This window comes from Mucilaginibacter mali (assembly GCF_013283875.1).
In the GTDB taxonomy this organism is placed as follows: Bacteria; Bacteroidota; Bacteroidia; order Sphingobacteriales; family Sphingobacteriaceae; genus Mucilaginibacter; species Mucilaginibacter mali.
The window spans coordinates 4406529-4432444 of record NZ_CP054139.1; the positions used below are offsets into that span (position 1 = coordinate 4406529).

The 25916-nt window shown below is 46.6% G+C and carries 22 protein-coding genes; 16 read left to right on the forward strand and 6 right to left on the reverse strand.

Going from position 1 to position 25916, the window contains the following annotated elements; translation table 11 throughout:
* The first annotated feature begins 7 nt into the window (after positions 1 to 7).
* The 7 genes from HQ865_RS18520 to HQ865_RS18550 all read left to right on the forward strand — a co-directional run bounded on the left by HQ865_RS18520 (position 8) and on the right by HQ865_RS18550 (position 6673).
* Positions 8 to 1405 (forward strand): DinB family protein, encoded by a 1398-nt coding sequence (locus HQ865_RS18520; RefSeq protein WP_173416332.1) that lies wholly within the window; start codon positions 8 to 10, stop codon positions 1403 to 1405.
* A 65-nt stretch (positions 1406 to 1470) separates the two neighbouring features.
* On the forward strand, positions 1471 to 1704 hold the full coding sequence (locus HQ865_RS18525; RefSeq protein WP_173416333.1) for a hypothetical protein: 234 nt from the start codon (positions 1471 to 1473) through the stop codon (positions 1702 to 1704).
* A 450-nt stretch (positions 1705 to 2154) separates the two neighbouring features.
* A complete protein-coding gene (locus HQ865_RS18530) occupies positions 2155 to 3009 on the forward strand; it encodes a UDP-2,3-diacylglucosamine diphosphatase (RefSeq protein ID WP_173416334.1) in 855 nt (284 codons plus the stop codon).
* 34 nt (positions 3010 to 3043) lie between these two features.
* Positions 3044 to 3466, forward strand: coding sequence for a DUF5990 family protein (locus HQ865_RS18535; protein ID WP_173416335.1), 423 nt, complete (start codon positions 3044 to 3046; stop codon positions 3464 to 3466).
* A gap of 203 nt (positions 3467 to 3669) precedes the next feature.
* On the forward strand, positions 3670 to 4653 hold the full coding sequence (locus HQ865_RS18540; protein WP_173416336.1) for a glycosyltransferase family protein: 984 nt from the start codon (positions 3670 to 3672) through the stop codon (positions 4651 to 4653).
* Positions 4654 to 5034: 381 nt separating this feature from the next.
* Positions 5035 to 5868: a hypothetical protein gene (locus HQ865_RS18545; protein WP_173416337.1), complete on the forward strand. Its 834-nt coding sequence runs from the start codon at positions 5035 to 5037 to the stop codon at positions 5866 to 5868.
* A 31-nt stretch (positions 5869 to 5899) separates the two neighbouring features.
* Positions 5900 to 6673 (forward strand): hypothetical protein, encoded by a 774-nt coding sequence (locus HQ865_RS18550; protein ID WP_173416338.1) that lies wholly within the window; start codon positions 5900 to 5902, stop codon positions 6671 to 6673.
* 307 nt (positions 6674 to 6980) lie between these two features.
* On the opposite strand, the gene HQ865_RS18555 is transcribed toward HQ865_RS18550, so the two are convergent.
* A complete protein-coding gene (locus tag HQ865_RS18555; RefSeq protein WP_173416339.1) occupies positions 6981 to 8261 on the reverse strand; it encodes a replication-associated recombination protein A in 1281 nt (426 codons plus the stop codon).
* Positions 8262 to 8671: 410 nt separating this feature from the next.
* Complete coding sequence (locus HQ865_RS18560; RefSeq protein ID WP_173416340.1) at positions 8672 to 8884, reverse strand: hypothetical protein; 213 nt, start codon at positions 8882 to 8884, stop codon at positions 8672 to 8674.
* A gap of 74 nt (positions 8885 to 8958) precedes the next feature.
* Between HQ865_RS18560 and HQ865_RS18565 the strand changes: the two genes are divergently transcribed.
* Together HQ865_RS18565 and HQ865_RS18570 are read left to right on the forward strand one after the other, a co-directional pair.
* Positions 8959 to 9585, forward strand: coding sequence for a DNA-3-methyladenine glycosylase family protein (locus HQ865_RS18565; protein WP_173416341.1), 627 nt, complete (start codon positions 8959 to 8961; stop codon positions 9583 to 9585).
* Between the two features lie 45 nt (positions 9586 to 9630).
* Complete coding sequence (locus HQ865_RS18570; protein WP_173416342.1) at positions 9631 to 10296, forward strand: HAD family hydrolase; 666 nt, start codon at positions 9631 to 9633, stop codon at positions 10294 to 10296.
* Between the two features lie 177 nt (positions 10297 to 10473).
* On the opposite strand, the gene dnaN is transcribed toward HQ865_RS18570, so the two are convergent.
* Both dnaN and gldG read right to left on the reverse strand, forming a co-directional pair.
* The gene (gene dnaN / locus HQ865_RS18575) at positions 10474 to 11601 is read right to left on the reverse strand and encodes a DNA polymerase III subunit beta (RefSeq protein ID WP_173416343.1); all 1128 of its coding nucleotides are present in this window, start codon (positions 11599 to 11601) and stop codon (positions 10474 to 10476) included.
* Between the two features lie 35 nt (positions 11602 to 11636).
* Positions 11637 to 14036 (reverse strand): gliding motility-associated ABC transporter substrate-binding protein GldG, encoded by a 2400-nt coding sequence (gene gldG, locus HQ865_RS18580; RefSeq protein WP_173416344.1) that lies wholly within the window; start codon positions 14034 to 14036, stop codon positions 11637 to 11639.
* A 765-nt stretch (positions 14037 to 14801) separates the two neighbouring features.
* Here gldG and HQ865_RS18585 point away from each other — a divergent pair.
* The 6 genes from HQ865_RS18585 (at position 14802) to HQ865_RS18610 (ending at position 22433) form a co-directional block, all read left to right on the forward strand.
* A complete protein-coding gene (locus tag HQ865_RS18585; RefSeq protein ID WP_173416345.1) occupies positions 14802 to 15935 on the forward strand; it encodes an acyltransferase family protein in 1134 nt (377 codons plus the stop codon).
* A 312-nt stretch (positions 15936 to 16247) separates the two neighbouring features.
* Complete coding sequence (locus tag HQ865_RS18590; RefSeq protein WP_173416346.1) at positions 16248 to 16721, forward strand: DUF2059 domain-containing protein; 474 nt, start codon at positions 16248 to 16250, stop codon at positions 16719 to 16721.
* A 115-nt stretch (positions 16722 to 16836) separates the two neighbouring features.
* On the forward strand, positions 16837 to 17082 hold the full coding sequence (locus tag HQ865_RS18595; protein WP_173416347.1) for a hypothetical protein: 246 nt from the start codon (positions 16837 to 16839) through the stop codon (positions 17080 to 17082).
* A 298-nt stretch (positions 17083 to 17380) separates the two neighbouring features.
* A complete protein-coding gene (locus HQ865_RS18600; protein ID WP_173416348.1) occupies positions 17381 to 17728 on the forward strand; it encodes a hypothetical protein in 348 nt (115 codons plus the stop codon).
* A gap of 590 nt (positions 17729 to 18318) precedes the next feature.
* Positions 18319 to 21183 carry a M16 family metallopeptidase gene (locus HQ865_RS18605; RefSeq protein WP_173416349.1) on the forward strand — a complete coding sequence of 955 codons (2865 nt, stop codon included), beginning with the start codon at positions 18319 to 18321 and terminating at the stop codon, positions 21181 to 21183.
* 248 nt (positions 21184 to 21431) lie between these two features.
* A complete protein-coding gene (locus HQ865_RS18610; protein ID WP_173416350.1) occupies positions 21432 to 22433 on the forward strand; it encodes a YncE family protein in 1002 nt (333 codons plus the stop codon).
* A gap of 75 nt (positions 22434 to 22508) precedes the next feature.
* On the opposite strand, the gene HQ865_RS18615 is transcribed toward HQ865_RS18610, so the two are convergent.
* Positions 22509 to 23168 carry a hypothetical protein gene (locus HQ865_RS18615; protein WP_173416351.1) on the reverse strand — a complete coding sequence of 220 codons (660 nt, stop codon included), beginning with the start codon at positions 23166 to 23168 and terminating at the stop codon, positions 22509 to 22511.
* Positions 23169 to 23219: 51 nt separating this feature from the next.
* The gene (locus HQ865_RS18620; RefSeq protein ID WP_173416352.1) at positions 23220 to 25106 is read right to left on the reverse strand and encodes a M1 family metallopeptidase; all 1887 of its coding nucleotides are present in this window, start codon (positions 25104 to 25106) and stop codon (positions 23220 to 23222) included.
* 110 nt (positions 25107 to 25216) lie between these two features.
* On the opposite strand from HQ865_RS18620, the gene HQ865_RS18625 reads away from it, so the two are divergent.
* Positions 25217 to 25915 (forward strand): DUF4397 domain-containing protein, encoded by a 699-nt coding sequence (locus HQ865_RS18625; protein WP_173416353.1) that lies wholly within the window; start codon positions 25217 to 25219, stop codon positions 25913 to 25915.
* The last annotated feature ends 1 nt before the right edge of the window (position 25916 follow it).

Below are 25916 nucleotides of genomic sequence, written 5' to 3' on the forward strand. Positions count from 1 at the left end.
ACAGCCAATGGACAACATCTATATTTTTGAAACCCGCCAATTAGATTACCTCGACGCGTATGTGGCCAAGGCTAAAACGCTGCATTATAACCCTATTATTATTGGCGATGATGTCTTAAAGGGTGACGCACGCTTGGCTGAGTTTAAAAAATATTACCAGCATCTTAGTCCCAATCCATATAACTTCGAATTTAATTGCTTCGCGCGGTACTTCGCGCTGGCTAATGTGCTTACTAACGATGATAACTTTATCGCTTCCGATTCGGATATCTTTATCACCAACCGCAAGTTAAGTCTTACCGATCCGGCGCTTAAGTCGACCTTTGTGGGCAGCGATGCTTTTTACACCGGTTCATCCGACTGGCAGATCTCGCCGCACTTCTCGTTTTGGAACCGGGAACTGGTGAACAATTTTGTTGATTATTTGGTGGCTGCTTACACACGCAACCAGGACGACCAGTTTTTGGTGAAACACTACGAAGTGCAAAAAAGCCGCCTCGGCTATACCGCCATATCCGACATGACGCTGCTTTACCTGTGGGTAAACGATAACCAGATCCCGTTCATCAACTCCAACAGCATCACTAACGATTGGGGCATCGATCATAACATATCGGTACTGAACACCATCGAGGCGCGGTACCAGTCGGTACATAACCGTAAAAAGGTGGAGTTCGCGCCATCGGGCGATGTGTATTGCATACTGGAATCGGGGCAGCGGCAACATATGTCGTGCCTGCATTTCCAGGGGCCGTATAAGCCCATCCTGGCCGATCTGTACGCGGGTAATTATAAAAAGTTTGATGAGTTTTCGGCAAATGCCAACCTTACCCAAAAGGTGCATTATTTAGCCGGTGCCAATAAACATAAAAAATACCGCAAGCTGGCCGCCGAATATTCGGCGATAGAATCGGCAATGGATACTTACCGCAGCCAATTGGATGTGATCCCCGACGAACTGTTTGATGTAACCCCACCTAACGGCGGCTGGAGCTATGCCGAGGTTTATTCGCACATTATGCAGGCTACCCTTGGCTCAACCATAGCGGCCGAACGCTGCACACAAAGCAATTGCAAACCTACAACCAAAGGGGCCAACTGGCTGGGCAAGGCCGTGCTGTTTTTTGGCATGTTCCCACCGGTTAAAATTAAGGAACCTAAGGTATTGACCGAAAAAATGCGGGCGGCAAAGATCACCAAAGAGGAAGCCCGCAACCTCATCATTAAATGCCGCAAGCGAATAGATACCATAGCCGGCCTGATGCAAAATCCCGAAAATAATGGCCGCGTCGCCCATCCCCGCCTGGGCGTGCTCACGGCTAAGCAATGGTTTAAGTTTATCGGTATACATTTAAGGCATCACTTAAAGCAATTAAAACGTATTGATAAAATGTTGGGGCAATAATTGTTTAAAACAATTGTTAATATTATATGGTATATTTATATAAATAAACCTTTAATTATTAACGTATGAAAAAGTTTGCGATTGGTTTTATGATAGCCGGAGCGGTTATCATGATCATCGGGCTATTGATATGGCCTAACCTTAACCATGTAAACATGGTTGATTCAAACGCGTGGACCATCAATATCAACGGCATTAAATCGTTCAGATGGCCGGTGTTTATTGGCGGTATCATTTTTGTTATCGGCGCCATGGATACCACTACCTGGAACGTACCGCGCGGACGCAGGCTTGGTTAATATCTTAAAAAAAATAAAACTATAGCTGCGTTTAAAAACACAAAAAGCGGTATAAAAACCATACTGCCTGTTATTTTTTTGTGTCCTTTGCGCCAAAATTCTCATACATTTCGCAGCCGGTTTTTATCCTAAAGGAAATCGCAAACGTTTTTTATCACCTGTCTGTCAGTACGTTTAAAAATTTATTTTACACAAAATGCAACTTTTTATATTTAACTCAGTCTTAACACTATAATAATTTTGAAACCGGAATTTTGTTAAAATTTGTTAGTCATGCATTTTGATTATATGCTTGTAATGTGCCTGCTGCTATTTGTAGGTATATTCTATGTAAGTCCTTATGAGTTTAATACCATCGAGGAAGAAGACGACGAGTAGTCGGCTGCAAATTTCAATATTTTTAATATTCCGGTTTACCGAACCGGCCGGACAATTACCCCCTCAATTTTAATGGCGAAACGAGAAGTAGATATCGTCATCATATCTGATGTGCACCTGGGCACTTATGGCTGCCACCCCAAAGAACTGCTTAAATACCTGAAAAGCATTAAACCAAAGATCCTGGTACTTAACGGCGATATTATCGATATCTGGCAGTTCAGCAAATCGTACTGGCCCGAAACGCACATGAAGGTAGTGCGCCGCATCCTTAAATTTGTTACCGAGGGTGTGCCGGTGTATTACCTTACCGGCAATCACGATGAAATGCTGCGCAAGTTTGCCGATTTTAACCTGGGCACCTTCCAACTGCTTAACAAACTGGTGCTTAATGTAGATGGTAAAAAAGCCTGGATCTTCCATGGCGATGTGTTTGATGTTACCATGCAGCATTCTAAATGGCTGGCCAAGCTGGGCGCCATTGGTTACGATACGCTGATACTCATCAATAGCTTTACCAACTGGTTCCTAACCAAAATGGGGCGCCCTAAAATGAGTTTCTCGCAAAAGGTGAAGGCCAGGTTTAAGGATGCCGTAAAATTCATCAACCAGTTTGAACAAACAGCTGCCGACCTGGCGGTTAATAAAGGATATGACTACGTGATTTGCGGGCACATTCACCATGCCGAGATCCGCACCATACAATCAACCGAAAACACCGGATCGGTGCTTTACCTTAACTCCGGCGATTGGGTAGAAAGCCTGAGCGCACTGGAATATCATAACAAGGAGTGGAAGATATTTAACTATCGCCCCGACGATTTTAATACCGAAGCCGACGAAGACGACAAAACCGACGCCGAAGACCTGGACGCCAAGCTTGACGTAAACATTCTGCTGGAGCGTTTTAAGCAGGAGTCGCATTAGGTTTTTTAGTAAATTGCATTCATATCAAAAACCAATGCATCTCATCTTCCATATCACCCTGAAAACACCGCCGGCAGGTATTCTTTATGCTTTGCAAAAAGGATCGGGCAGTAGTTACCATGTAGAACAGGCGCAGCATTCATCCGGTGGCGATCTGCATTTTGAGGTACCGGTTGAAATAAAAGGCAATAAACCAGCTAACGAAGTACCCGATTTTAAAGGCCCCTATGTGCATGGCCCGCTCGGCGGTAGGTTTATTTATTTAGATATTGGCAATTACGCCGGCGAGGCAAGTTTTTTGGCATCCGGCCGGATAAAAGTGCCATTAACCGGCATTACCTGGGCTATGGTAGACGGGGCATCTGCCTTGGAAACCACGGTAGCCGGAACAGGAAAGAACGGTGGGCCGGCTTATGCTACCCCAAAGCCTTTTGCAGGCTGGAAGGTAAAAGCTTAACGATTGTTTATAAAACCCCATCGGGGTTAAATATCGGTAGAAGAAAAGATCATAAATTATTTTCCGTGCCGCAGGTACGGTATATCATATGGCCTGCCTACGGCATGCTATTACGTTTCTCATGGGATACTCTACCAATATATTGCTCCTAAAGGAGCACAATCCACCCCAAACTTTCCTATATTGGCTGCGCATATCAACCAATGAAAATTTTATTCGGCATACAGGGTACAGGGAACGGGCATATCAGCCGGGCGAGGGAAGTTGTACCCCTGTTGCAACAATATGGCGAGGTCGATCTGCTTATCAGTGGTACCGAGGCCGAGGTAAGCCTTTCGCAGCCGCTTAAATACCGGTACCATGGATTTAGCTTTGTTTTTGGCAGTAAGGGCGGGGTTGATAAATGGGCCACTTTTAAATTAATGAACCTGCCGCGCTTATGGCGCGATATGCACCACCTGCCGTTAAAGCAATACAATTTAATTGTTAACGATTTTGAACCAGTAAGTGCCTGGGCCTGTAAACTGCAAAAGGTGCCATCGGTATCGCTAAGTCATCAATGCTCGTTCGTATCGCCCAATACACCGCGGGTGGGCAACTCTTTTTTCTCCGAACTGATACTAAAATATTACTCGCCAACCACGCATCATATCGGCTTTCATTTCGATCGTTATGCCGATTTTATCCATACACCGGTTATCCGAAGCGAGATCCGCGCGCTGGAAACCAGTACCAAAGACCATTACACCGTTTACCTGCCCGCCTATGATGATAAGTTTTTGGCCGGATACCTGAAGCAAACCGATGTGGAATGGCATGTATTCAGCAAAAGGCATAAAACGCCTTACCGCGATGGCAATGTGCACATTATGCCGGTAAGTAATGAAGGTTTTAACCAAAGCATGGCCAACTGCACCGGCCTGCTTACCGGCGGTGGCTTCGAGGGCCCGGCCGAGGCGCTTTTTTTGGGCAAAAAGGTAATGATGATACCCATGAAGGGCCAGTACGAACAGCAGTGCAATGCCCTGGCCGCATCTAAGCTGGGCGTGCCCGTTGTGCACGAAATAGACGAACAGTTCGTTGGCGCGCTTGAAGCCTGGCTGAATACCAGGAACAACATCAAGGTAAACTTCCCTAACGAAACTGCCGATATTGTTGACCGCATGGTGAAGCAATACGCGCGGTAAGCGCTAAAAGAAAATTCCCTCCCCTCCTGGGAGCTAACGTGTACCAAATTTCAACCATTTGTCATTCGATAGAGCAGCGAGGGGAAAGCGAAGTGGGGCGAAAGAGAACTATCTCTTGACCGGAGGGAAAAAATCTTATACGCGCGATAAGCATATCGTATAAGATTTCTAATCACCCCCCCGGTCCTTTCCATGTTCGTCGAAATAACAAGCTTCTTTTTGTTCAATTCGTCTACTAATTCGCGCAACTCATCGCCAAATCTCTCCTTGTTAGCTACTATTCTCAAAATCAATCTACGATAATTTCGTAGATATACGAATACTTCGTAGATTAGCTTCTGTCAATAGATCATTAACAATTATCAACTAAAATTTATAATCATGAAACTACTTTCATCACCCCTCACTTTAACCGGCGCACTATTGCTACTTATGCATTTAAACAGCTTCGGCCAAAAGCTGCCATCCGAACAAAAAGAAGGCGTATACGCCCCCGCTAACATAAAAATAGACGGCAAGCCAATCGAATGGACCGGCAAATTCCAGGCAAAAAACAGCGCTACCCTTTTAACCTATGTAATGGCTAACGACGAGCAAAACCTGTATCTCACCATCCAGGCCGATCAGACGCCTGCCCTGGGTAAGATATTTTACGATGGGATAAGCCTGGTGATCAAAAGTCGCAAGGATAAAAAACTGAAACCGGTGAAAATGACGTATCCGCTGGTAAGCATCACCGAACGATCGAACATAGTGATCCCACTGCGCGATAAAAACAAAAATACCGATAGCGTAGTGGCAATGGTTAACGATCAATTGAGCCGTTCGGCCAAAAAAATATTGGTGGACGGTATTGCCGACATCACCGATCCCGACGTATCGGTTTATAACGAAGTTGGCCTGAAGGCGGCCGTGATGGTTGATAATACGCGCACCATGACCTTTGAATACCTGCTACCCCTAAAATACATCCAGCATCTGATGGATGAAAACGGGTCGTTCGATTACAGCATTGTGGTAAATGGTGCAAAGTTAAATCCCGGGGATATGGTGGTTGCCGGCTCATCGGTAAGCGGCGGCGGCGGCGGCGGTGGCGCGACATTTAGCAGTGGTGGTGGATCGCTGGGCGCGATGACTATCAGCGTATCGGCTGTCGGCGGCGATATTTTTAGTCCGACTGACTTGAAGGCTACTTATACACTGGCGAAGAAATAATTCAGTTCACCACCTGTTAAAATAAAATATCATGAACCTAAAACTCACACTACGCTATTGGCCGGCAATTTTATTGCCGGCCTTTGCAACCGCTGTTTCGGCACAAAAGCTGCCATCGGTACAAAAAGAAGCGGTTTACGCACCCGTAATAAAAACCGACGGCAAGGCGAACGAATGGAACAATAAATTCAGTGCTCATAACAATGCCACCGGGCTGTTTTATACCCTGGCCAACGACGATGAAAACCTTTACCTGCTAATGCGCACCGATCAGTACAGCTCCATTAAAAAAGCATTTTACGGCGGCATCACCTTATCTATAAAAAGCGCTGATAAAAAGCAGGAAGCGAAAATCACCTATCCGCTGGTAGCCATGACCGAGCATACCGAGATCGTATTACCCCTGCGTGATAAAGAAGCCCGGACCGATAGCCTTTTACCGATAGTGAACGAGTGGATAGGCAAAGCGGCTAAAAAGATAGCTATAGCCGGACTGGCAGGAATTACCGACCCCGACATATCGGTATATAACGACCTGGGCATAAAAGCCGCCGCGCTGATAGATGCCAACCGCGACGCGACCTTCGAGATCCAGATCCCGTTAAAATACATCAGGCACTTAATGGCCGGCGGTTCTTCTTTCGATTACGTTATCACCGTGAACGGGGCGCAGTTAAAACCAAATACTATCCTGATAGGCGGATCGAACATAGACGGCAACAGCCACGCCCCAAGCGCCGAACCGGTGAATGATATTTTTACGCCGACGTATTTGAAGGGTAGTTATACGCTGGCAAAGAAGTAGCGTCCTATTGGTTTCACTGGCTTCAGTTTGTAACTGAAGCCTGCGGATGGAATAAAGTCTGTGACTTTTCTAACGAGGCAAGTCACAGACTGGCCGGTATCCATAAGCTTCAGTTACAAACTGAAGCCAGTTGAGGGCCGATGTATTTGAAGAGTAGTTATACGCTGGCGAAGAAGTAGTGCTTTTAGAAGTAATCAACGTCATGCCGAACTTGTTTCGGCATCCCACTTGCATAGTTAAACGCTCCATGCCTGACCTGTGTGATGGGGTGCTGAAACAAGTTCAGCATGACGCCGGGTGAAATAACTCAATACTTATACCTATTCCCCCAAAGCTTCCGCATCTTCTCGCGCACTTCGTTCTCCTTTGAGTTAGCGCCGGGCTGGTAGATTTGTGTCCCTTTAATCGCATCGGGCAAAAAATCCAGATCGGTGAAATTACCCTCGTAGCTGTGAGCGTATTTATAATCCTTACCATAACCAATGTTCTTCATCAATTTAGTGGGGGCATTGCGCAGGTGCAGGGGTACCGGCAGATCGCCGGCTTGCTTTACCAAAGCCATAGCCGTGCCGATAGCCGTAGTGGCCGAATTACTTTTAGCCGATGTAGCCAAATAAATAGCCGTTTGCGACATGATCAGCTGCGACTCGGGCATACCGATCACCTGCACAGCGTTGAAGCAGCTTTGGGCCAGCAGCAACGCGTTGGGGTTGGCATTACCAATATCTTCCGAAGCCAGGATCAGCATACGGCGGCAAATAAACAGCGGGTCTTCTCCCCCGGCTATCATGCGTGCCAACCAATAAACGGCTCCGTTAGGGTCGCTGCCACGCATGGATTTGATGAAGGCCGAAATGATATCGTAATGTTGCTCGCCCGTTTTATCGTACAAGGCCATGTTCTGTTGTACATGCTCCAGCACCACTTCGTTAGTTAATGTGATATTTTTACCAGCGAAGGCATTAACTAACAGCTCGAAGATGTTCAGCAGCTTTCGGGCATCGCCACCAGAAAGGCGCAGCAGGGCTTCATGCTCCTTTATATTGATCTTCTTGCGCTTCAGTACCTCGTCCTCCTTCATAGCCTTGTCCAGCAGGCTCAGCAGATCGCTTTCTTCCAACGGTTTCAGTATATAAACCTGGCATCGCGACAGCAAAGCCGAGATGACTTCGAATGATGGGTTCTCGGTAGTAGCGCCGATCAGCGTAACAATGCCCCGCTCTACCGCGCCCAGCAGCGAATCTTGTTGCGATTTTGAGAAGCGGTGGATCTCGTCAATAAATAATATCGGTAATATCTCGCCTTGTTCTTTCAGCAAAGCCGCCTTTTCTATCACCTCGCGTACATCTTTAACGCCAGAATTAATGGCGCTTAATGAGAAGAACGGCCGGTAAAGGGATTGGGAGATAATATAAGCCAGTGTAGTTTTCCCCACACCCGGCGGCCCCCAAAATATCATTGATGGTAACGAGCCCGATTCGATAGCTTTGCGCAGTACCGCGCCCTTACCCACCAAATGCTGCTGGCCCACATAATCGTTCAGCGATGCGGGCCTCATGCGTTCGGCTAATGGGGGCAGGTTATTCATAAGCAGTAAAGTTGAAAAAAGAAATTGTCAATTCCTAAAAAAGTTAGCAATTTTAATAGAAATACTCTGATCAGACTAACAAGACGATACTGACTTTGTTTATAAGATGTATGAGTTAAGATATCATACCTTATTACGTTTCGGGTTCTGTCGGTTATCAATAAAAGCGATCAATTCTATCGTATGCTTTCGTGGTTTTACCCGGTAAACTAACGATACTTGTTTAATGATAACTCCAATATGGGTATGCTTAAGTCGCGCCGACTTACGGAACATTACCGGTTGGGTTTGTAATATAGTTAGATACTCATTTACTCTTGTAGTAAAATTAAATATCTCTCTTTCGGTCCAGTGTTTTTCAAGATAAGCTATTCTATCACCAAATGTTTTAACAGCTCTTCTTGTCCAGACTATTTCAGGCCCCATTTGCCAAAAAGTTTTACTACTTCTGCGTGGGGTACTGTTTCGCCGCGATCCGCTTCGGCTATGCCTTCCATCACATCCTGTTGTTGCTCGGCACTTAATTCATCAAACCAATCCGTCTTCCTGTTAAATAGCAGGGCTTTAACATCCATTATCAATCCCTCGTCATCGGTGTTGATAATAGCTTGTAAAAGATTCATTTTTTCTGCCTGGATATCCATCGCACTTAATTTAATGCTAAAATAATTATTTATTTTGTCAAATACGCTAACGCATGATCCAACAATTCAATTCCACCAATTTCTATTCCATTTGCGATGAACTGGCCGAACGCGATGCCGACCTGGCCCGCATTATCAAAAACCATGGTTACCCGCCCATGTGGAGCCGGCCCAACAGTTTCGAATCGCTGGTGCATATCATTTTGGAGCAGCAGGTATCGCTGGCATCGGCATTATCGGCCCTTAATAAACTGCGGGAACGGATACAGGAGATCACGCCCGCGCGGGTATTACTGTTGACTAATGAAGAACTAAAAGCCTGCTATTTTAGCCGCCAGAAAACTGCCTACGTGCGCTACCTGGCCGAAGCGATTTTGAGCGGGCAGATAGATCTGCAAAAATTTGAGACCATGCCCGATGATGCCATCCGCGCCGCCCTGGTAGCCCTGAAAGGCATTGGCAACTGGACGGTAGATGTTTACCTGATGTTCGTACTACAGCGCGCGGATATTTTCCCGGTGGGCGACCTGGCCGCGGTGAACGCTTTTAAAAGGCTGAAAGGTTTAGCGCCCGCTACCACACGCGAAGAGTTGGTTGATATAGCCACGCTATGGCAACCTTATCGTACCGTGGCTACCATGCTGCTGTGGCATTATTACTTATCGGCACCTAAAAAGTAGATACAATCGACATAAAAAAGCCCGCAGAACCTTAAATTTGTGGATATGGATACCTACCCGAAAGCATTGCTGTTCGATCTGAACGGCACCATGATCAACGATATGGATTTTCACAGCCGCGCCTGGCACCATTTGTTGAATAACGACCTTGGCGGCAATTTCAGTATGGCCGAAGTGAAGCAAAATATGTATGGCAAAAACCAGGAACTGCTGGTGCGCATGTTCGGCTCGGAGCGCTTCTCGCAGGAGGAGATGGACTCGATATCGGTAAAAAAGGAAGAAAAATACCAGTGCGAATTTTTACCGCATTTAACCTTGCTGCCCGGCTTACATGAACTTTTAGAACGTGCTTACCAGGCCGGCATCCCCATGGCCATTGGCTCGGCGGCTATTATGTTCAATATCGATTTTGTGCTGGATAATTTGAATATCCGCCATTATTTCAAGTCGATAGTAAGCGCTGATGATGTGATATTAAGCAAGCCCCATCCTGAAACCTATTTAAAAAACGCCTACGAGTTAAAAGTTAACCCGGCCGATTGCCTGGTATTTGAGGATGTACCCAAAGGTGCCGAAGCCGCCCGAAATGCCGGGATGAAATGTGTAATATTAACTACCACGCACCAGCAGCATGAGTTTGCGCATATGGATAATGTACTGCATTTCTCGGCTGATTTTAGAGGGGATTTTTTTGAGGGGTTGTTGAGATAACCTTATGCGTCATCGTGAGCGATAGCGAACGATCCCCGGCTTGCAGAGCGGCTTTGCAGGTGCCTCTGCTAATCAGGGATGCTTCGCTCGCGCTCAGCATGACGAAATAGGGAGAACATAAAAAAGGCCCGGCATGCCGGACCTTCTTACTTTGGATCTATAATTTAAGTTTATTACTTAAGCGTAGCTATTCAGCATTACCGGCATAACCAGCATCAGCACATCTTCGTTCTCATCGCCGCCTTGTGGTAACAGTAAGCCGGCGCGATTAGGGGTGCTCATGTGCAGGGCAACTTCTTCGCCGGCCAGGTTTTTTAACATCTCTATTAAAAAACGGGCGTTGAAGCCGATCTCCATATCATCACCTTCGTACTGGCAGTTCAGGCGTTCGTGTGCTTCGTTGCTGAAGTCGATATCTTCTGATGAGATATTCAACTCGCTGCCGTTTATCTTTAATCTTACCTGGTGCGTGGTTTTGTTGGCGTAAATAGCCACACGGCTTAGCGAACCAAGGAAAGCCTGGCGGTCGATAGTTAACCGGTTAGGATTATTTTGCGGGATAACCGCTTCATAATCAGGGTAACGCTCATCTATCAAACGGCACACTAAATTAATGTTACCAAATTTGAAGAACGCGCTGGTGTTGTTGTATTCAACCGATACATTCACATCGTCTGATGGCAAGGCCGATTTCAGCAGGTTCAGCGCCTTTTTAGGCAGGATGAACGATGTAGCGCTTTCGGCTTTAGCATCCTTACGGCGATAGCGCACCAGTTTATGCGCGTCGGTAGCTACAAAGGTGAACGATTGCGGGGTCAACTGGCAGAATACGCCAGTCATGGCCGGGCGCAATTCGTCGTTGCTCACTGCGAAGATGGTTTTGTTGATCGCCTCGGCCAGTACCGATGACGGCAGGTTAACCGACGAAGCGTTCTCTACTACCGGGATCTTCGGGAAATCGTCGCCGTTCTCGCCGCTCAGTTTGTATTTACCATCGCCGGCATTGATCTCGATAGCGAAAGTTTTATCATCAACCGAAAAAGCGATCGGCTGCTCGGGCAACGACTTTAAGGTATCCAGCAAAATGCGCGATGGAATGGCAATACGGCCATTTTCCTTAGCCTCGCTTAAGGTAAGCGATGTGGTCATGCTGGTTTGCAGATCGGTGGCCGATATGGTGAGGTTTCCCTCCTTGATCTCGAACAAAAAGTTTTCCAGAATCGGCAATACGGTACTATTGCTAAGCGCCCCGCTTACCGACTGTAGTTGCTTTAGTAACGTAGATGTCGAAACAATAAATCTCATAAACAGTAATTAGTCAAAATCAAAAATAGAAAAAATTAGTGCGCATACTTGCGCTTCCTAAAATAATGTTGAAAAATAGCAAATATTAACACCAACAGCAAAGGCCCCGCGGTATTTATCAATTGCCAGTATAATTTCTCGTTGCGAATGCGGGCGCGGTTAAGTAAACGTAATTGTATCTCCTTATCACGCAGCGCAATCAGGCGGGCATCTCCGGTCAGGTATTCGGCCAGGTTAAGCAGTAAGTTGCGGTTGCCGTAGTTCTTGTGGGTATAATGATCGTAACCAAGCGGATAGGGCGAGCCATCGGCAGCCACCTGGTTCTTAAAGATATCGCCATCGCTTATCACTACTATTTTGGCCGGCTTGCTTGCCGCCGCTTTATTAATATGCCCGCCAATACTATCGGGCACCGGGCGATTCAGGAATACCGACTTAAAACTGCCTTCCAGCAACACGCCCGTGATTTTAGGCGCGCTTTGAAAAGTTGCCGGATCGGGTTCCTGCTCCAGGGCCTGTAACGACATCATGTATGGCGTATTGATCCTTTTATTAAACGGCGATGAAGTTAACAGTACGGTAGTCTTTACATTTTTAATGCCCAGCGTATCAATAGTACTCGGGAACTCGCTGCGGATAGCCTCCAGGTTTTTCACCACCGGGTGTTTTGACATGGGCAGGAATAACGGGTAAAACAGCCAGTGCAGCATCTGGATCTGCGGCGCCCCACCAATGCCCCCTGTAGTAATGGGGATCTCGGCGCAGTTCATATCGGCTATCAGATCGTAATTGATGCGTACACCATAATTGAATAGCTGGTCATCCAAATTCAGTTTTTTGCCGAACACCATTTGCTGGTTATCCTTTATATGGCGCAGGCTATCCATCTCTGCGGTAACCTGGTCAATGCTCCACAACAGCTTACCGCCGCCCATCAGGTACTGGTCTATCTTAAATTTCTCCAATTCGGTAAAAGGCTCAACCGGTTTGGGGATTACCAGCAAGGCCAGTTTTTTCATACTGTCCAGCGGCAGTTGTTTCAAATCCACACGACCGAAGAGGAAGCCATCGGCCAGGTTCTTATGCGCATCGTACAATTGCAGGTCGGTCAACTCGCCATGGCCTTCGGTAAAACCTATACGTGGCCGACCGTTGGCAACGGCCTTTTTTATGGTAGAGGTAAAAGCATACTCCAGGTTTTGGATGGAGTTATTCAGCACCTCATCCTCATTGGCGCCCTCCCGGGTTTGCAGCAAGGATACCGGCACCTCAATATCGCCCGCCGTAACCATAGCGGCCGGGAAGATGATCTTTTGCATTTGCCCGTTATCGGTTTTTACGCTCAGGTTAGTGGCGTCAATGCCGCGCTCGCTCAAGGCTTTAATAATAGTATCCTGCTGATTTTCGGGTACATTCTTTAGCGGGTCGATGATATCAAACTGTAACTTGCCATGACTATAAGCCTGCAGATCGTTCAGCATATCGCGGGTGGCATATTGCAACCGCTTCATCCCGGCAGGGAAATTATCGCCTTTTAAGAATACGGTTACGCGAACTGGTTTCGGTAGGCTGTCCATCACATTCCGGCTGATCTGCGATATGGTGTAGCGCTTCTCCTTAGTAAAATCAAAACGGGTGAACGAAAATTTTGATAATATCAGCAGCACGATCACTCCGGCCAGGCAGGCACCGGCTGCTTTCATATTCATCGGCTTTTGCCTTTGGCGCATCAGCACAAATAAGGTCAGTGCAATAAATATGGCCGCCAGTATGATGAAGTAGGCCAAATCACGGGTATCCAAAACACCACGGCTTACCGATTGGTAATGTTCGGTGATGCCCAGGTATTGTATCGAATAATCCTGCAGGGATAGCAAGCCGCTCAGCGAATCGAACCCGCTGAAAATAAAGAAGCACAGGAAAACCGCCAGCGCGAAAGCGATGATCTGGTTTTTGGTGATAGCCGAAGCGAACAAGCCAATAGCCGCGAAGCCGCTGCCCAGCAAGAACAGGCCAATGTACGAACCAATGACACCACCGGTATCGATATTACCCTGCGGCGCGCCCAGCGTGCTCACCGTAAAATAATAAACAAGCGTGGGTAACAAAGCGCAAAGCAACAATAACACACTGGCCAGGTATTTTCCTAATACAATTTGCAGATCGGTTAACGGGCGGGTAACCAGTAACTCGAACGTCCCCTCCTTACGTTCTTCGGCCAGCGAGCGCATGGTGATGGCCGGGATAAGGAACATAAATAAAAACGGGGCGATATTAAAAAGGCTGTCAAGGCCGGCATAACCGTAATCCAGTATGCTGGTATCGGGGAAGACCCATAAAAACAGGCCCAGCACCAGCAAAAACAAGCCGATGGTAACGTAAGCCACCAGCGAGCTTAGATAGGAAACGATCTCTTTTTTAAAAATTTGATACACAGCAAAACAGGTATGGCGCCGAAATTACAAACAATATTGGGGATGTGGAAGTATGGGTGGGGATTATTGCCACATTCCAGTTTCATCCATAGGTCAGTGCTTTATGAGAATTCGTCTGCTCATAGCCGCAGGGGCTTAGTTACTTTTGGCTTGGCCCAAAAGTAACCAAAAACCCAAGTCATAAAAAAGCTTCAGCCCGCCCTGCGTGGGCAGCTTTACGCCGGAGGCGGCTGCCCACGGCATTCCCGCCAACGCTGGCCCGCTTTTATGACAGTCCCGCGCTCTTTTTAAAAGGCAAATCCGAGCGGAGCTTTGCTCCGCTCGGATTTGCCTTACTCTTCTTGCTCCCGACAGCGGTTTGCTTCCGGCAAGATCAGGCAAAACGATGGTGGCCTGTGTGCAGGAAAGGGGAAGCGGATTTGCCTGAAGCGGTGGCATAGCGGGTGCGCGAGCAGCGGCAAATTCTTGCGTACCGTGGTTTTGCCTGATGCGGGCAAAGGCCCTGTGCGGCAGAGGAAGCATTAGCGCTGTCTTGATTTTTGGTTACTTTTTATCAAGAAAAAGTAACTAAGCCCCTGCGGCTATGAGCAGACTACCATTAATCCAAGCACAAAACCATCCCAAAAGCACCAACTCCCCCATTTGTAGTACAAATATTAAGGTAAGCACCGCAAAATACCCGCATCATTAATCCCGCTAAAATTTATAAATTGCTTCCTGTTTTAACCTCGGTTAAAACAACAGCACAATCACACATATTAACCAATGGACCAATTAGCACCCAAACAACGCCTGCTATCGCTTGATGTGATGCGCGGCGCTACCGTAGCCGCCATGACCCTGGTAAACAACCCCGGCGACTGGGGACATATCTACGCCCCGCTTGAACACTCGGAATGGAACGGCTGCACCCCTACCGACCTCATTTTCCCTTTCTTTGTGTTTATGGTGGGCGTTTCGACGGTTTTTGCCATGGAAACCAAAAAGGCCGATCCGGCTAATCACGGCAAAATGATATTGGGGGCATTGCGCCGAATGGCGACCCTGATCCTGATCAGTTGGGCTATACAGTTGTTTTATCACCATACCCCATTTGTGCACAGCTTAACGCATTTGCGCTTTCCGGGCGTTTTGCAACGCATCGCGCTGGTGTTTTTTATTGGAAGTGTGCTGTATATTAAATGTACACAACGTACCCGCGACTGGGTGATGGCCGGCGCGTTAATTGGCTATTATATCATTATGTGCTTTATCCCCGTTCCGGATGGCAACCCCGCCAACCTGAACCCCGAAACCAATATGGGCGCCTGGCTGGATCGGTTGATCTTTACTACCGATCACCTTTGGAAATCATCAAAAACGTGGGACCCTGAAGGTTTGCTGGGTACCTTGCCTGCCTTGGGCACCGGCTTGTTCGGTATCCGTGTGGGCAGCTGGCTAAAACGCCCCGACCGCGAGAACAGCGTAAAGGTAACCTGGCTGTTTGTGTATGGCGTAGCCGCCGTGGTGATCTCGCTGATATGGGACCTGTTCTTCCCTATCAACAAAGCTTTGTGGACCAGCAGTTTTGTATTATACTGCGGCGGTCTGGCCACCATCGCGCTGGCCTTTACTTATTGGCTGATAGATGTACAGGGCCACCAAAAATATGCCTGGATATTGGTAGTGTTCGGCATGAACGCCATTGCCGCCTTTGTTTGGGGTGATATTTTGCAGGGCGTGGTCGATTTTATCCCGACCGGTACCGATATGAAGATGAGCACCTGGCTTTACCAGCATGGCGTAGCACCTTTCTTTACGCCATACAACGCATCGCTGGTGCGGGCTATTATTTATGTGTTTTTAACCTGGCTGCCGATGGTGTGGCTGTATAAAAAGAAGATATATATTAAGGTGTAATGAAGAAATAGGAGGTCATGCCGAACTTGTTTCGGCATCCCATTTGCATGGTTTAGATTTGCACACCCAACCTATATGATGGGGTGCTGAAACAAGTTCAGCATGACATGTTTGTTTTTCCGCTGAAGCCTCACCCTGCCCTCTCCAGAGGAGAGGGTTCCAAAGTCTCCCCCTTTGGGGGAGATTTAGAGGGGGCTTTCATCGGCATGTCATAAAAACCATTAGAGGTCGCCGGGATTATATTACTCAGCATGACAATATTTTAATGTGATTAACCCTTTTTAGTTCCGCAGCCATTAAACTTATAATGATATGATGAAGGTTGGATGCCGATTGATACTATTTACCGGAATACTGTTTTTGGGTTTGATAAATGCCAAAGCGCAAACCGGTCCGCCCACAGCCAGTGCTCTGAAAGCAGCCGAAGATATGCTGATCGCATCGGGAGTAAATGCGCAATTTGACAAAAGCATCCCCGGCATTATCGCTCAGTATAGCATACGGGTGCCTGAAGATAAACGCGCTGGTTTTACAAAAGCCATGACACCCTTTTTAACCAAATACTGTAGCTGGGATGCCCTGAAACATGATGTATGCGTAATGTATGCCCGTGAATTTACCGAAGCCGAACTAAAGCAAATGACCACCTTTTACAAAAGCCCAGTAGGATTAAAACTTCTGCAAAAGCAGCCCATCATTAACCAAATGGCCATGAGCATAGGCCAGCAAAGTGTGCTAAACCACGAGGCGGAGTTGAAGAAGCTGGTGGAGGATGCGGTGAAGTAGGTAGGCATCCTGCCATTGCGAGGCACGAAGACAACCGACCAACGGGAGCTCATTAATGCCTTTTAAAATAAACAGAATATTAATAATCTCTACGCATCTAAAGTAATTTGATAGTATGGAAAGACAAATCTTTGAGACGCAAAAACAGGCTTTAATAAAATTAATAGATGAATATCTAACTCAAAAGCACAGCATAGAACATAAAGCTGGCCTTTATCATATACTTGGAATAATTAATCAACACACATACGATAACCGGCTCCATTTAAAAGGAACTATCACTCACACGATTATTGACAGCCTTCAATTGGATTATTTGTTAGGAGAAAAGCTGATACGGTTTGATGAGAATATAAGCTAACTTATACAGATTGTAATTTGAAAGATTAAACGCCTCCTTATCATTTCAAGCGGCACGTCTGAATAAGGCGAATACAAATTTTGCACATGAACAAGCCCTACACCCGCCAGCAACTGATAGATGATTTTTATAATGATCTGCCTGTTAAATACACTCCGCTACCGCAGGTTTAGCGCAGCGTAACCTGTGGGTGTCATTTGTCGAAGTTTATAAACTTCCGCGATGGACAAGACACAAGTTAAGCAACTACTCAACCACCCCTTAAACTTGCGCCAGCTTATCAATTTAACTATCAAAAATGGACGCCATTGAATTATTAAGCAATGTATTAGAAGTTTTTAAGGCGAATCGCAACGCCACGGATACTTTAAAATATCTTTTAGAAAACAATATTCTGCATCCGTCATTTGAGCAACGATATGTTTTAAACAATGACGCTTGGCAATTTACAATAACAGGCAAGAATGAGATAAATACCGGTTTAGTAGAATTTTATTTAGAAGCATCAGATAGATGCCCATACCGGGCAGAAGTGCTTTTTGAAGATAAGTGGTATTTGAGATCATTTATGTTTCTATGTCCGGGTTGTTTCGGCGAAGACAGAACATGCGGGGTATGTGACGGTTCAGGCTGGGGAGTATTATAGCTATCTATAGTTGGTACACAATCAGCGAAATCAAAATAATCATCCTCAAAAATCAGCGGTCCAGACAACCGCGATAGGGATTGCAGGGGAAAGCCCACAGCCGTAGTGGAACAAGCGCGCAGGCCTGGCGAGGACTTGGACCGTAAAGCCCGGGCCGCAGGCATCGCCATCGTTTTCATTTTTAATTCCCGCCAATTTTTCGTATATTGTATCAACACCACGCGTGTACGATCAGCCGATTGTACGATCTTTGCAAAACCCGCTTTTTTGATGAATCCAGATCTCCAAATATAATTTGGCAAAACACCATCGTGGCAAACACCCAAAAACCAACAGTTCTTTGATATTTCGCAATCATAAACCACGCCTATAGGCGCATCAGGAAGGTTTTCCGTGCCCACGCCCATCTATTTTACGGGATAAAACCCGGTGAAAACACCAGCCCGTAATTTGATTTTGAAGAAAGTTTTTTATGGCAAGATTCTACACGTACCGGATGTAACAATGCCACAGGAAATAAATATCCCGGCAGTCCGTTGTAACTACCGCGTTACTTTTGCATCTTAGTAGTAAATCAGTAAAAAACATATATGAACTTTAACAGAAGAGTTTCTGTAGCCGTATTGACCCTGTTGATAGCGGCAAGCGGCGTTTTCGCGCAGGTTAAACGTAAACCGCCACAGCCCGCGCCCGACAGGCCGCTTACCGGTATCGACCAGTTGAAAAGCGATGTGCTGCCGGTTGATAAAAATGTGATCATTGGTAAGCTGCCCAACGGATTAACCTACTACATCCGCCGCAACGTAGAGCCTAAAAACCGCGCCGAACTTTACCTGGTAAACAAAGCCGGTTCGATACTGGAAACCGATGCCCAGCGCGGCCTGGCCCACTTTACCGAGCATATGGCATTTAACGGCACCCGCGATTTCCCCAAGAACGAACTGGTGAACTACCTGCAAAAATCGGGTGTGAAATTCGGTGCCGATCTGAATGCTTATACTTCGTTTGATGAAACCGTTTACCAGCTTCCCCTGCCAACCGACAGTGTAAAGACCTTTGAAAAAGGCTTCGATATTTTGGCCAACTGGGCCGGCATGGTAACCTTCGATACTAAAGAGATCAACAGCGAACGCGGCGTAGTGCTGGAAGAAGAGCGCCTGCGTGGCAAGAATGCGCAGGAACGTATGCAACAGCAGATATTGCCGGTATTGCTAAACAACTCGCGCTACGCGCAGCGCCTGCCAATTGGTAAAGAGGAGATCCTGAAAAACTTCAAACCCGAAACCATCAAAAGCTTCTACCACGATTGGTATCGCCCCGACCTGCAGGCTGTAATAGCCGTGGGCGACTTTGATCCGAAACGTGTGGAGCAACTGATAAAAGACCGCTTCTCGGGATTAAAGAACCCAACCGGCGAAAAGCCGCGTGCTAAATATACCGTACCTGCTACGCCGGGTACCGCTGTTAAGATAGCTACGGATAAGGAATATCCTTATACCATCGCGCAGATCGTGGTAAAACACCCGGAGACAAGCGTTCGCACCGAATCTGATTACATGCGCAGCATCCGCGTCGACCTGTTTAACCAAATGATCAACGCGCGCCTCGGCGAGTTGCTGCAGAAACCAGAGCCGCCATTCCTGTTCGCCCAGGCCAGCTATGCGGGCTTTTTAGGTAACCAGGATGCATTTACTACCGTGGCTGTAGCAAAATCAGCCGCTCAGCTACAGGGTGCCATTAAAGCTACGCTTGATGAGATAGAGCGCGCCCGCAAATTCGGCTTTACCGAAACCGAACTCGACCGTGCCAAGCAAAATGCCATGACCAGCATCGAGAATGCTTATAAGGAAAGGGACAAAACCAAATCGGCAAGCTTTGTACAGGAATACCAGCAAAACTTTTTGCAGGATGAGGCCATCCCAGGCATCGAGTTTGAGTATAATTTTCAAAAAGACCATATCGGTGATATTAAGCTGAGCGAGATCAACGCGCTGGCCAGCAGCTTCATCAGCAACCAAAACCGTGTGGTTATTGTGCAAGCTCCCGATAAGGAGAAAGCCCAGTTGCCAACCGAACAAACATTGCTTAGCTGGATAAACGCCACCGGCAAAAACATCACCGCTTATGTAGATAACGTGAGCAAAAAGCCGCTCCTTGAAAAAGAGCCAACAGCCGGCAAAATTACCGGCGAAACTAAAGACGCGGCCATCAGTACAACAGCCTTAACCTTAAGCAACGGCGTTAAGGTGATACTTAAACCCACCGATTTTAAAAACGATCAGATCCTGATCAATGCCTGGGCCTTCGGCGGCACTTCGCTGGCTGGTGATCAGGATTATGTATCGGCCAACATCTCATCGGGCATTGTAGGCAGCAGCGGTATTGCCGATATGACCCAGATACAGCTTGATAAGATGCTGAGCGGTAAAAACCTGTCGGTATCGCCATACATCAGCGAAACTACGCAGGGGGTATCGGCCAGCAGTTCGCCCAAAGATCTGGAGACGGCTATGCAGCTGATCTACCTGTACTTTACCCAGCCACGCAAGGATGCCGATATCTGGCAATCGCAAATAGCGCAAACCAGGGCCCTGCTGCCAAACCGCAGTCTGGACCCTGCGCAGGTTTACCAGGATACCGTAGCAGCTGTATTAGGCAACCACAACTATCGCCGCATGCCGCTTACTTTAGAGAAACTGAATATGGCCAGCCTTGACAAAGCCTTCGATTTTTACAAAGCCCGCTTTGCCGATGCCAGTGGTTTCACATTCACTTTTGTTGGCAATTTTGAGGTAGAAAAGATCAAGCCACTGCTGGAAAAATACCTGGGCGGCCTGCCATCAGCCGGACACAAGGAAAACTATAAAAACCTTGGCATCCATGCGCCTGCCGGTCAGTTGACTAAAAACGTATATAAAGGTATTGGCGATAAAAGCAATGTGCAATTAGTCTTCAGCGGTGATTTTGATTATACCGATGATAACAAACTGCAATTGGACGCGCTGGAAGAGATCATGAACATAAAGCTTACCGAGCGCCTTCGCGAAAAGGAAAGCGGTGTGTACTCGCCAGGGGTGCGTGCAGGTTACTCCAAACTGCCGATGAGCCGCTACAGTCTTACGGTTTATTTCACCTGTGCTCCGGCCAATGTAGATAAACTGATAGCCGCTACAATGGACGAAATAACCAAGATAAAGCAAAACGGCGCCGAAGCTACCGACATTGCCAAATACCAGGCCGAAGAAAAGCGCAGCACCGAAGTACAAATGCGCGAGAATGGCTTTTGGGCCGGCACCCTGATCCGTGCATCGCAAAACCAGGAAAACCCTGATAAGGTGTTGGAGCATACTGCCGATTTGAGTAAGATTACCGTACAAAGCACTAAAGATGCCGCCAACAAATATATCAGCGGCGTAAACCTGATCAGGCTGATATCATATCCTGAAAAGAAATAACAAACAGTTCTTTAAATTACTATAAAAAATGAACGCCCGCAGGTAAACCGCGGGCGTTCTTCGTTTTCCATGCTTGCTGGGTGTAGCAGGCATTTGATGGTTGGGATAAGGACTAAGTACCGCAAATAACTGCAATAATCACCTGAAAAAACACCGTGTTTTCACGGTATTTTAAAATAGTTATGCGCGATGGATCTTGCACAGTATTTCTACAGAATTGCCTTTGATATTTAAAACAAAAACACCTGATGAAAAACATCGTCAAGGGGATATTAGCTGCCGCTTTAATAAGCATTACCCCGATGCTTTCGCGCGCGCAAACTTATGTTTTAGATAAAAAAATACCACTCACCGGTGATGGCGGTTACGATTACCTAACCATCGATAAAGCCAACAACCGTCTGTATGTATCGCACGGTACCATGGTAAATGTGGTTGACCTGGCTACCGAAAAGCAAATAGGTGTAATAGACGGAATGAAAGGTGTGCATGGTATTGCCATTGTAAACAAATGGGGCAAAGGCTTTATCAGCGATGGCAGGGCCAATGCCATGGTGGCGTTCGACCTGAATACGTTAAAAACGCTGGCCACCATCCCGTTGGACGCGAAAGGCCCCGACGCTATCATTTACGACCCTTACTCAGACAAGGTTTTCAGTTTTAACGGCGAAAGCAATAACTCGTCGGTAGTTGACCCCAAAACCATGAAGCAGGTTGCTACCGTTGATCTGGGCGGCGCGCCAGAGTTTGCCGTACCCGATGGCAAAGGCAAAATGTACAACAACCTGGAAGATAAAAGCAGCATGAATATTATCGACACCAAAACCATGAAGGTAACTAAAACCTTCAGCCTGGCCCCATGCGGAGGCCCAACCGGTGTCGCGCTCGATTTGAAAAATAACCGCGCCTTTAGCGTTTGCCGCGAAAATAAAGGCATGAGCGTAGTAGATATCACCAGCGGAAAAGTGGTAGCCACAGTACCTATTGGCACAGGTGTAGACGCGGTTGCCTACGATGCGGAAACCAAACTGATCTTCTGCTCAAATGGCGATGGCACAACAACTATTATCAAACAGGCATCAGCCAATGATTATAGCGTTGTACAAACTTTAAACACACAAGTACGCGCCAAAACATTAACGCTGGATGCCGCTACCCATAAAATATACCTTAGCGTAGCCGATATGGAAAAAGGCACACGCAAAGCTATCCCCGGTACTTTTGCAGTATTGGTTTATAAAATGCAGTAAAAAACTTTCCCCTAATTAATAAAAGCGTGAAAGCGGCAGGCGAAAGCCTGTCGCTTTTTGTTTGAGCAAATCTTATTACTGATTACAAAAAACGATCAGTTGTTTCAGGTCTTCTGCTTTTTTAATATCAAGCCCCTTATCCTTTATAAAGGTATTGGCTGCAGCTTCGGTTACGGTAGGGAATACCTTTAGTATTTTCTTCAGATCCGAGGCGTTAGTAAAACTTTTACCCTTCTGCAACCAAAACATATCGTGAGGGTCTAATGTATAATCATCGCTAATGGTTAGTTCGTATTTTGAAGATTGATTAACCGCGCTGCGGAAGCCCTGGCTGGATGTAACCGTATTGTTTGATTGTTGCGCCAGGTCCGAATTTTTAACACGGCTCTTCATTTCGTTAGCGTGTTGCTGGTATAAAGCTACCTTTGTGTTGGTCAGTTTTTCATAAAACACATTATTAACCGGTATAAATTTCCTGCCCTGCAAAACCACGGTATCAATATTACCGGCGTCCAGCACAATTTTTTCGCTGCCCTGCAAAAAAAGCATTTCCTGCGATACGGTATTATAGTTAAGCATACCATCGGTAACTCCACCTCCTTTTTGCTGGACACTGCCCTGCACAAATTGCGGAAAAACATAAGGCGTGCCGCCGGGCTTAGACTGTGCCGATACCGAAGTTACAGCGGCAAATACAAGTAAAAAAAGTGGGGTGAGAAATCTTGACCTGATCATAGTTAATAATAGTTACTGTTTAGACAAATTTTTACTGCAATGGTTTATCCATCATTTACCTGCAATATAAACATTATTGGTTTTATCAACATCCGGCGTATAAGTGCTGCCTAAATTTAATTGTTTAACCGTTTTTCCGGCTTCAAAATTAAGGGTGATGGATGTATTCCCTTTTTCCCAGCAGGATATATCCTTATGGATAGTTTTTGTGCTGCCATCGGCATACGCTATCACCAGATCTACAGGTACTGGCTTTGTGCCGATGCTTTTGATCAGCACCTCGTATTTGTTACCCACGTTACTTACTTTGCCGATGGCCAGGTCGGGGACGCCGCTATCAAACCACCAGCGTTTCCAAAACCAGTTCATATTTCGACCGGCGCCAGCGTTCATACAATTAAAAAAATCGTAAGGCCCCGGGTGCTTGCCATGCCAGTTGGCAATATAATAATGCAGGGCTTTGGTAAACAGTTCATCGCCCAGCATATCTTTCACAAACAAGTAGCCCATGGCCGGCTTCGGGTACGAATCGGTAAAGCCCGATACACCGCTGATCTGCGTGGTCAGTGTAATGATCGGCTGGTCCTCTTCTGTTCCTGCCGAAGCTTCCACTCCCTCAACGCCATACGGATCTACAATTTTCGGATCGATCATGGGCGATATCAGCCACTCGCCAATGGTAGCCCAACCTTCATCCATCCAGCCGTACTTGGTTTCGTTAATCCCCATATAAAAGGGGAACATGGTGTGGAATATCTCGTGGTCGGTAAGTTCGATGGCATCGGCTACATTTTCAACCGGGTTATCGTTCACCATCATGGGGTATTCCATTTGGTCGAGGCCGTCAAAAACAGTTTCGTGCGGATAAGGATAAGGCCATTTCGGAAATTTATAGCTCATGGCCTCCACCGTTTTGCGGGCATAATTAACCACCGCGTAATAATCTTTATGCGCCGGGTTAAATACCGCGTCAACCCGTGTGCGCCGGCCTGTTTTAGGATCAACAACCAAACTTGCCGCCTTCCAGATATAATGATTGCTGGTGGCAAACACAAAATCAGTAACACTATCGGCCTCAAATTTCCAGGTGTGGGTACTGCCTGTGGTGGTAACGTTGCCTGCCTTAACGTCGGCTTCGGTAATGATATTGGTTACGCTGTCTGTTTTACCGGCCTCATCTATCAATCCAACAATTCTTTTAGTTAATACTTCGGCCGGATTTTGCAATGTACCGGTTGCCCAAACCACATAGTCGCCCGGCAGGGTTACCTCGGCGCTGAAGTGGCAAAAATCATTATAAAACTCCTGCGACCCTAAGTAAGGGTATTTATTCCAGCCATCAATATCATCATAAACGGCTATCCGCGGGAAAAAGTAAGCCACAAAAAACGACGACGGATCTACCTGCCCGGTGCGGATATGCGAAGTTTTGTTAAGCGTGTAGCTATAATTAACGCTGCAATGCACGGTGTTGCCGGGTAGTATCACATCTTCTAAACGGATAGGCATGTTAGTACCCATAATACGTACCTTTTTCATATCCATATCCTTGCTGCCAATGCTTAGTTTACTGATATCCACGCCATCGGTCAGGTCTTCAGGCACAATGTTACTATCGCGGGGTACGCCCTTTTTATACAGGTTAGGATACAGTTTAAACATCAGCTGGTTAAGCGTATCCGGGCTGTTGTTTACATAGTCGATATCAACTGTGCCTTTTATCAGTCGCGTTTTAGGGTCGAAGTTTACTTTGATACGATAGCTGGCCGTGTTTTGCCAATATTTTGGCCCGGGTTTGCCATTGTCGGCACGGGTGCCGTTATGATAGGCTTTGCTGATGTTTACCGCACGGGGCAATACCGTTTGTGCGAATGATGGGGCGCCGGCACAACAAAGCAAGGCAATAACAAAGGTCTGTTTTCGAAAATTTAACACCATAAGATCAGTATAGCCAATAAAAGTAATTAGTAAATAGGAATAATAGAATTATTTTTGCGTTTATTACCTGCATGGCCAACGATATTTAACATCGCGCCGAAGAATTGATAATGAGTTTAAAAAAGTATAGTTACCCGGTTATGATTTGCCTGATAGCGCTGGCAGCATGGGGATGCAATAAAAGTGGTGATGCCGCGCCGGTAATTGGCCCCCAATCCCGTTTAAATGTAATTAACGCGGTAACCGACATCCGCGCTATCGATTTCTATTTGAACGGCACCCGGCAAAACACCAATTCGGCCATTTACCTGTATAATTCATCGGGTTACCTGAACGTGCTAACCGGCGAGCAACAATACCAGTTTAAAAGCGATACCGACCGCACCGTACTGGCCGATATTAAGTTAAACCCTGCAAAAAAAGACTCAAGCTATACCCTGGTTGCAGCCGGGCAACAAAGCAATAACAGCTTTTCCACCATATTTTTAGGCGATGTTTTTGTAACCAACAGCAATGCCAAAAACGCGCTGGTAAGGTTTGTGCAGGCATCGCCCGGAACCCCAAGCTATGATATTTTTGTAGGCGATACGCTATCGTTTAAAAACAAAACATTTAAAGATTATACCGGTTTCCAGGGCGTAGGCGCCGGCAAAAAAAAGATAAAAGTGATGCTGGCGGGCACAACCACACCTATACTCACCGACTCGGTAATTGTGCAGGCCGGCAGCTACTATACACTGTTAACCAGGGGATCGCGTACCGGTAGCGGCAAAAATGCCTTTGGCGTAAGTATAACTTTAAGCAGATAAG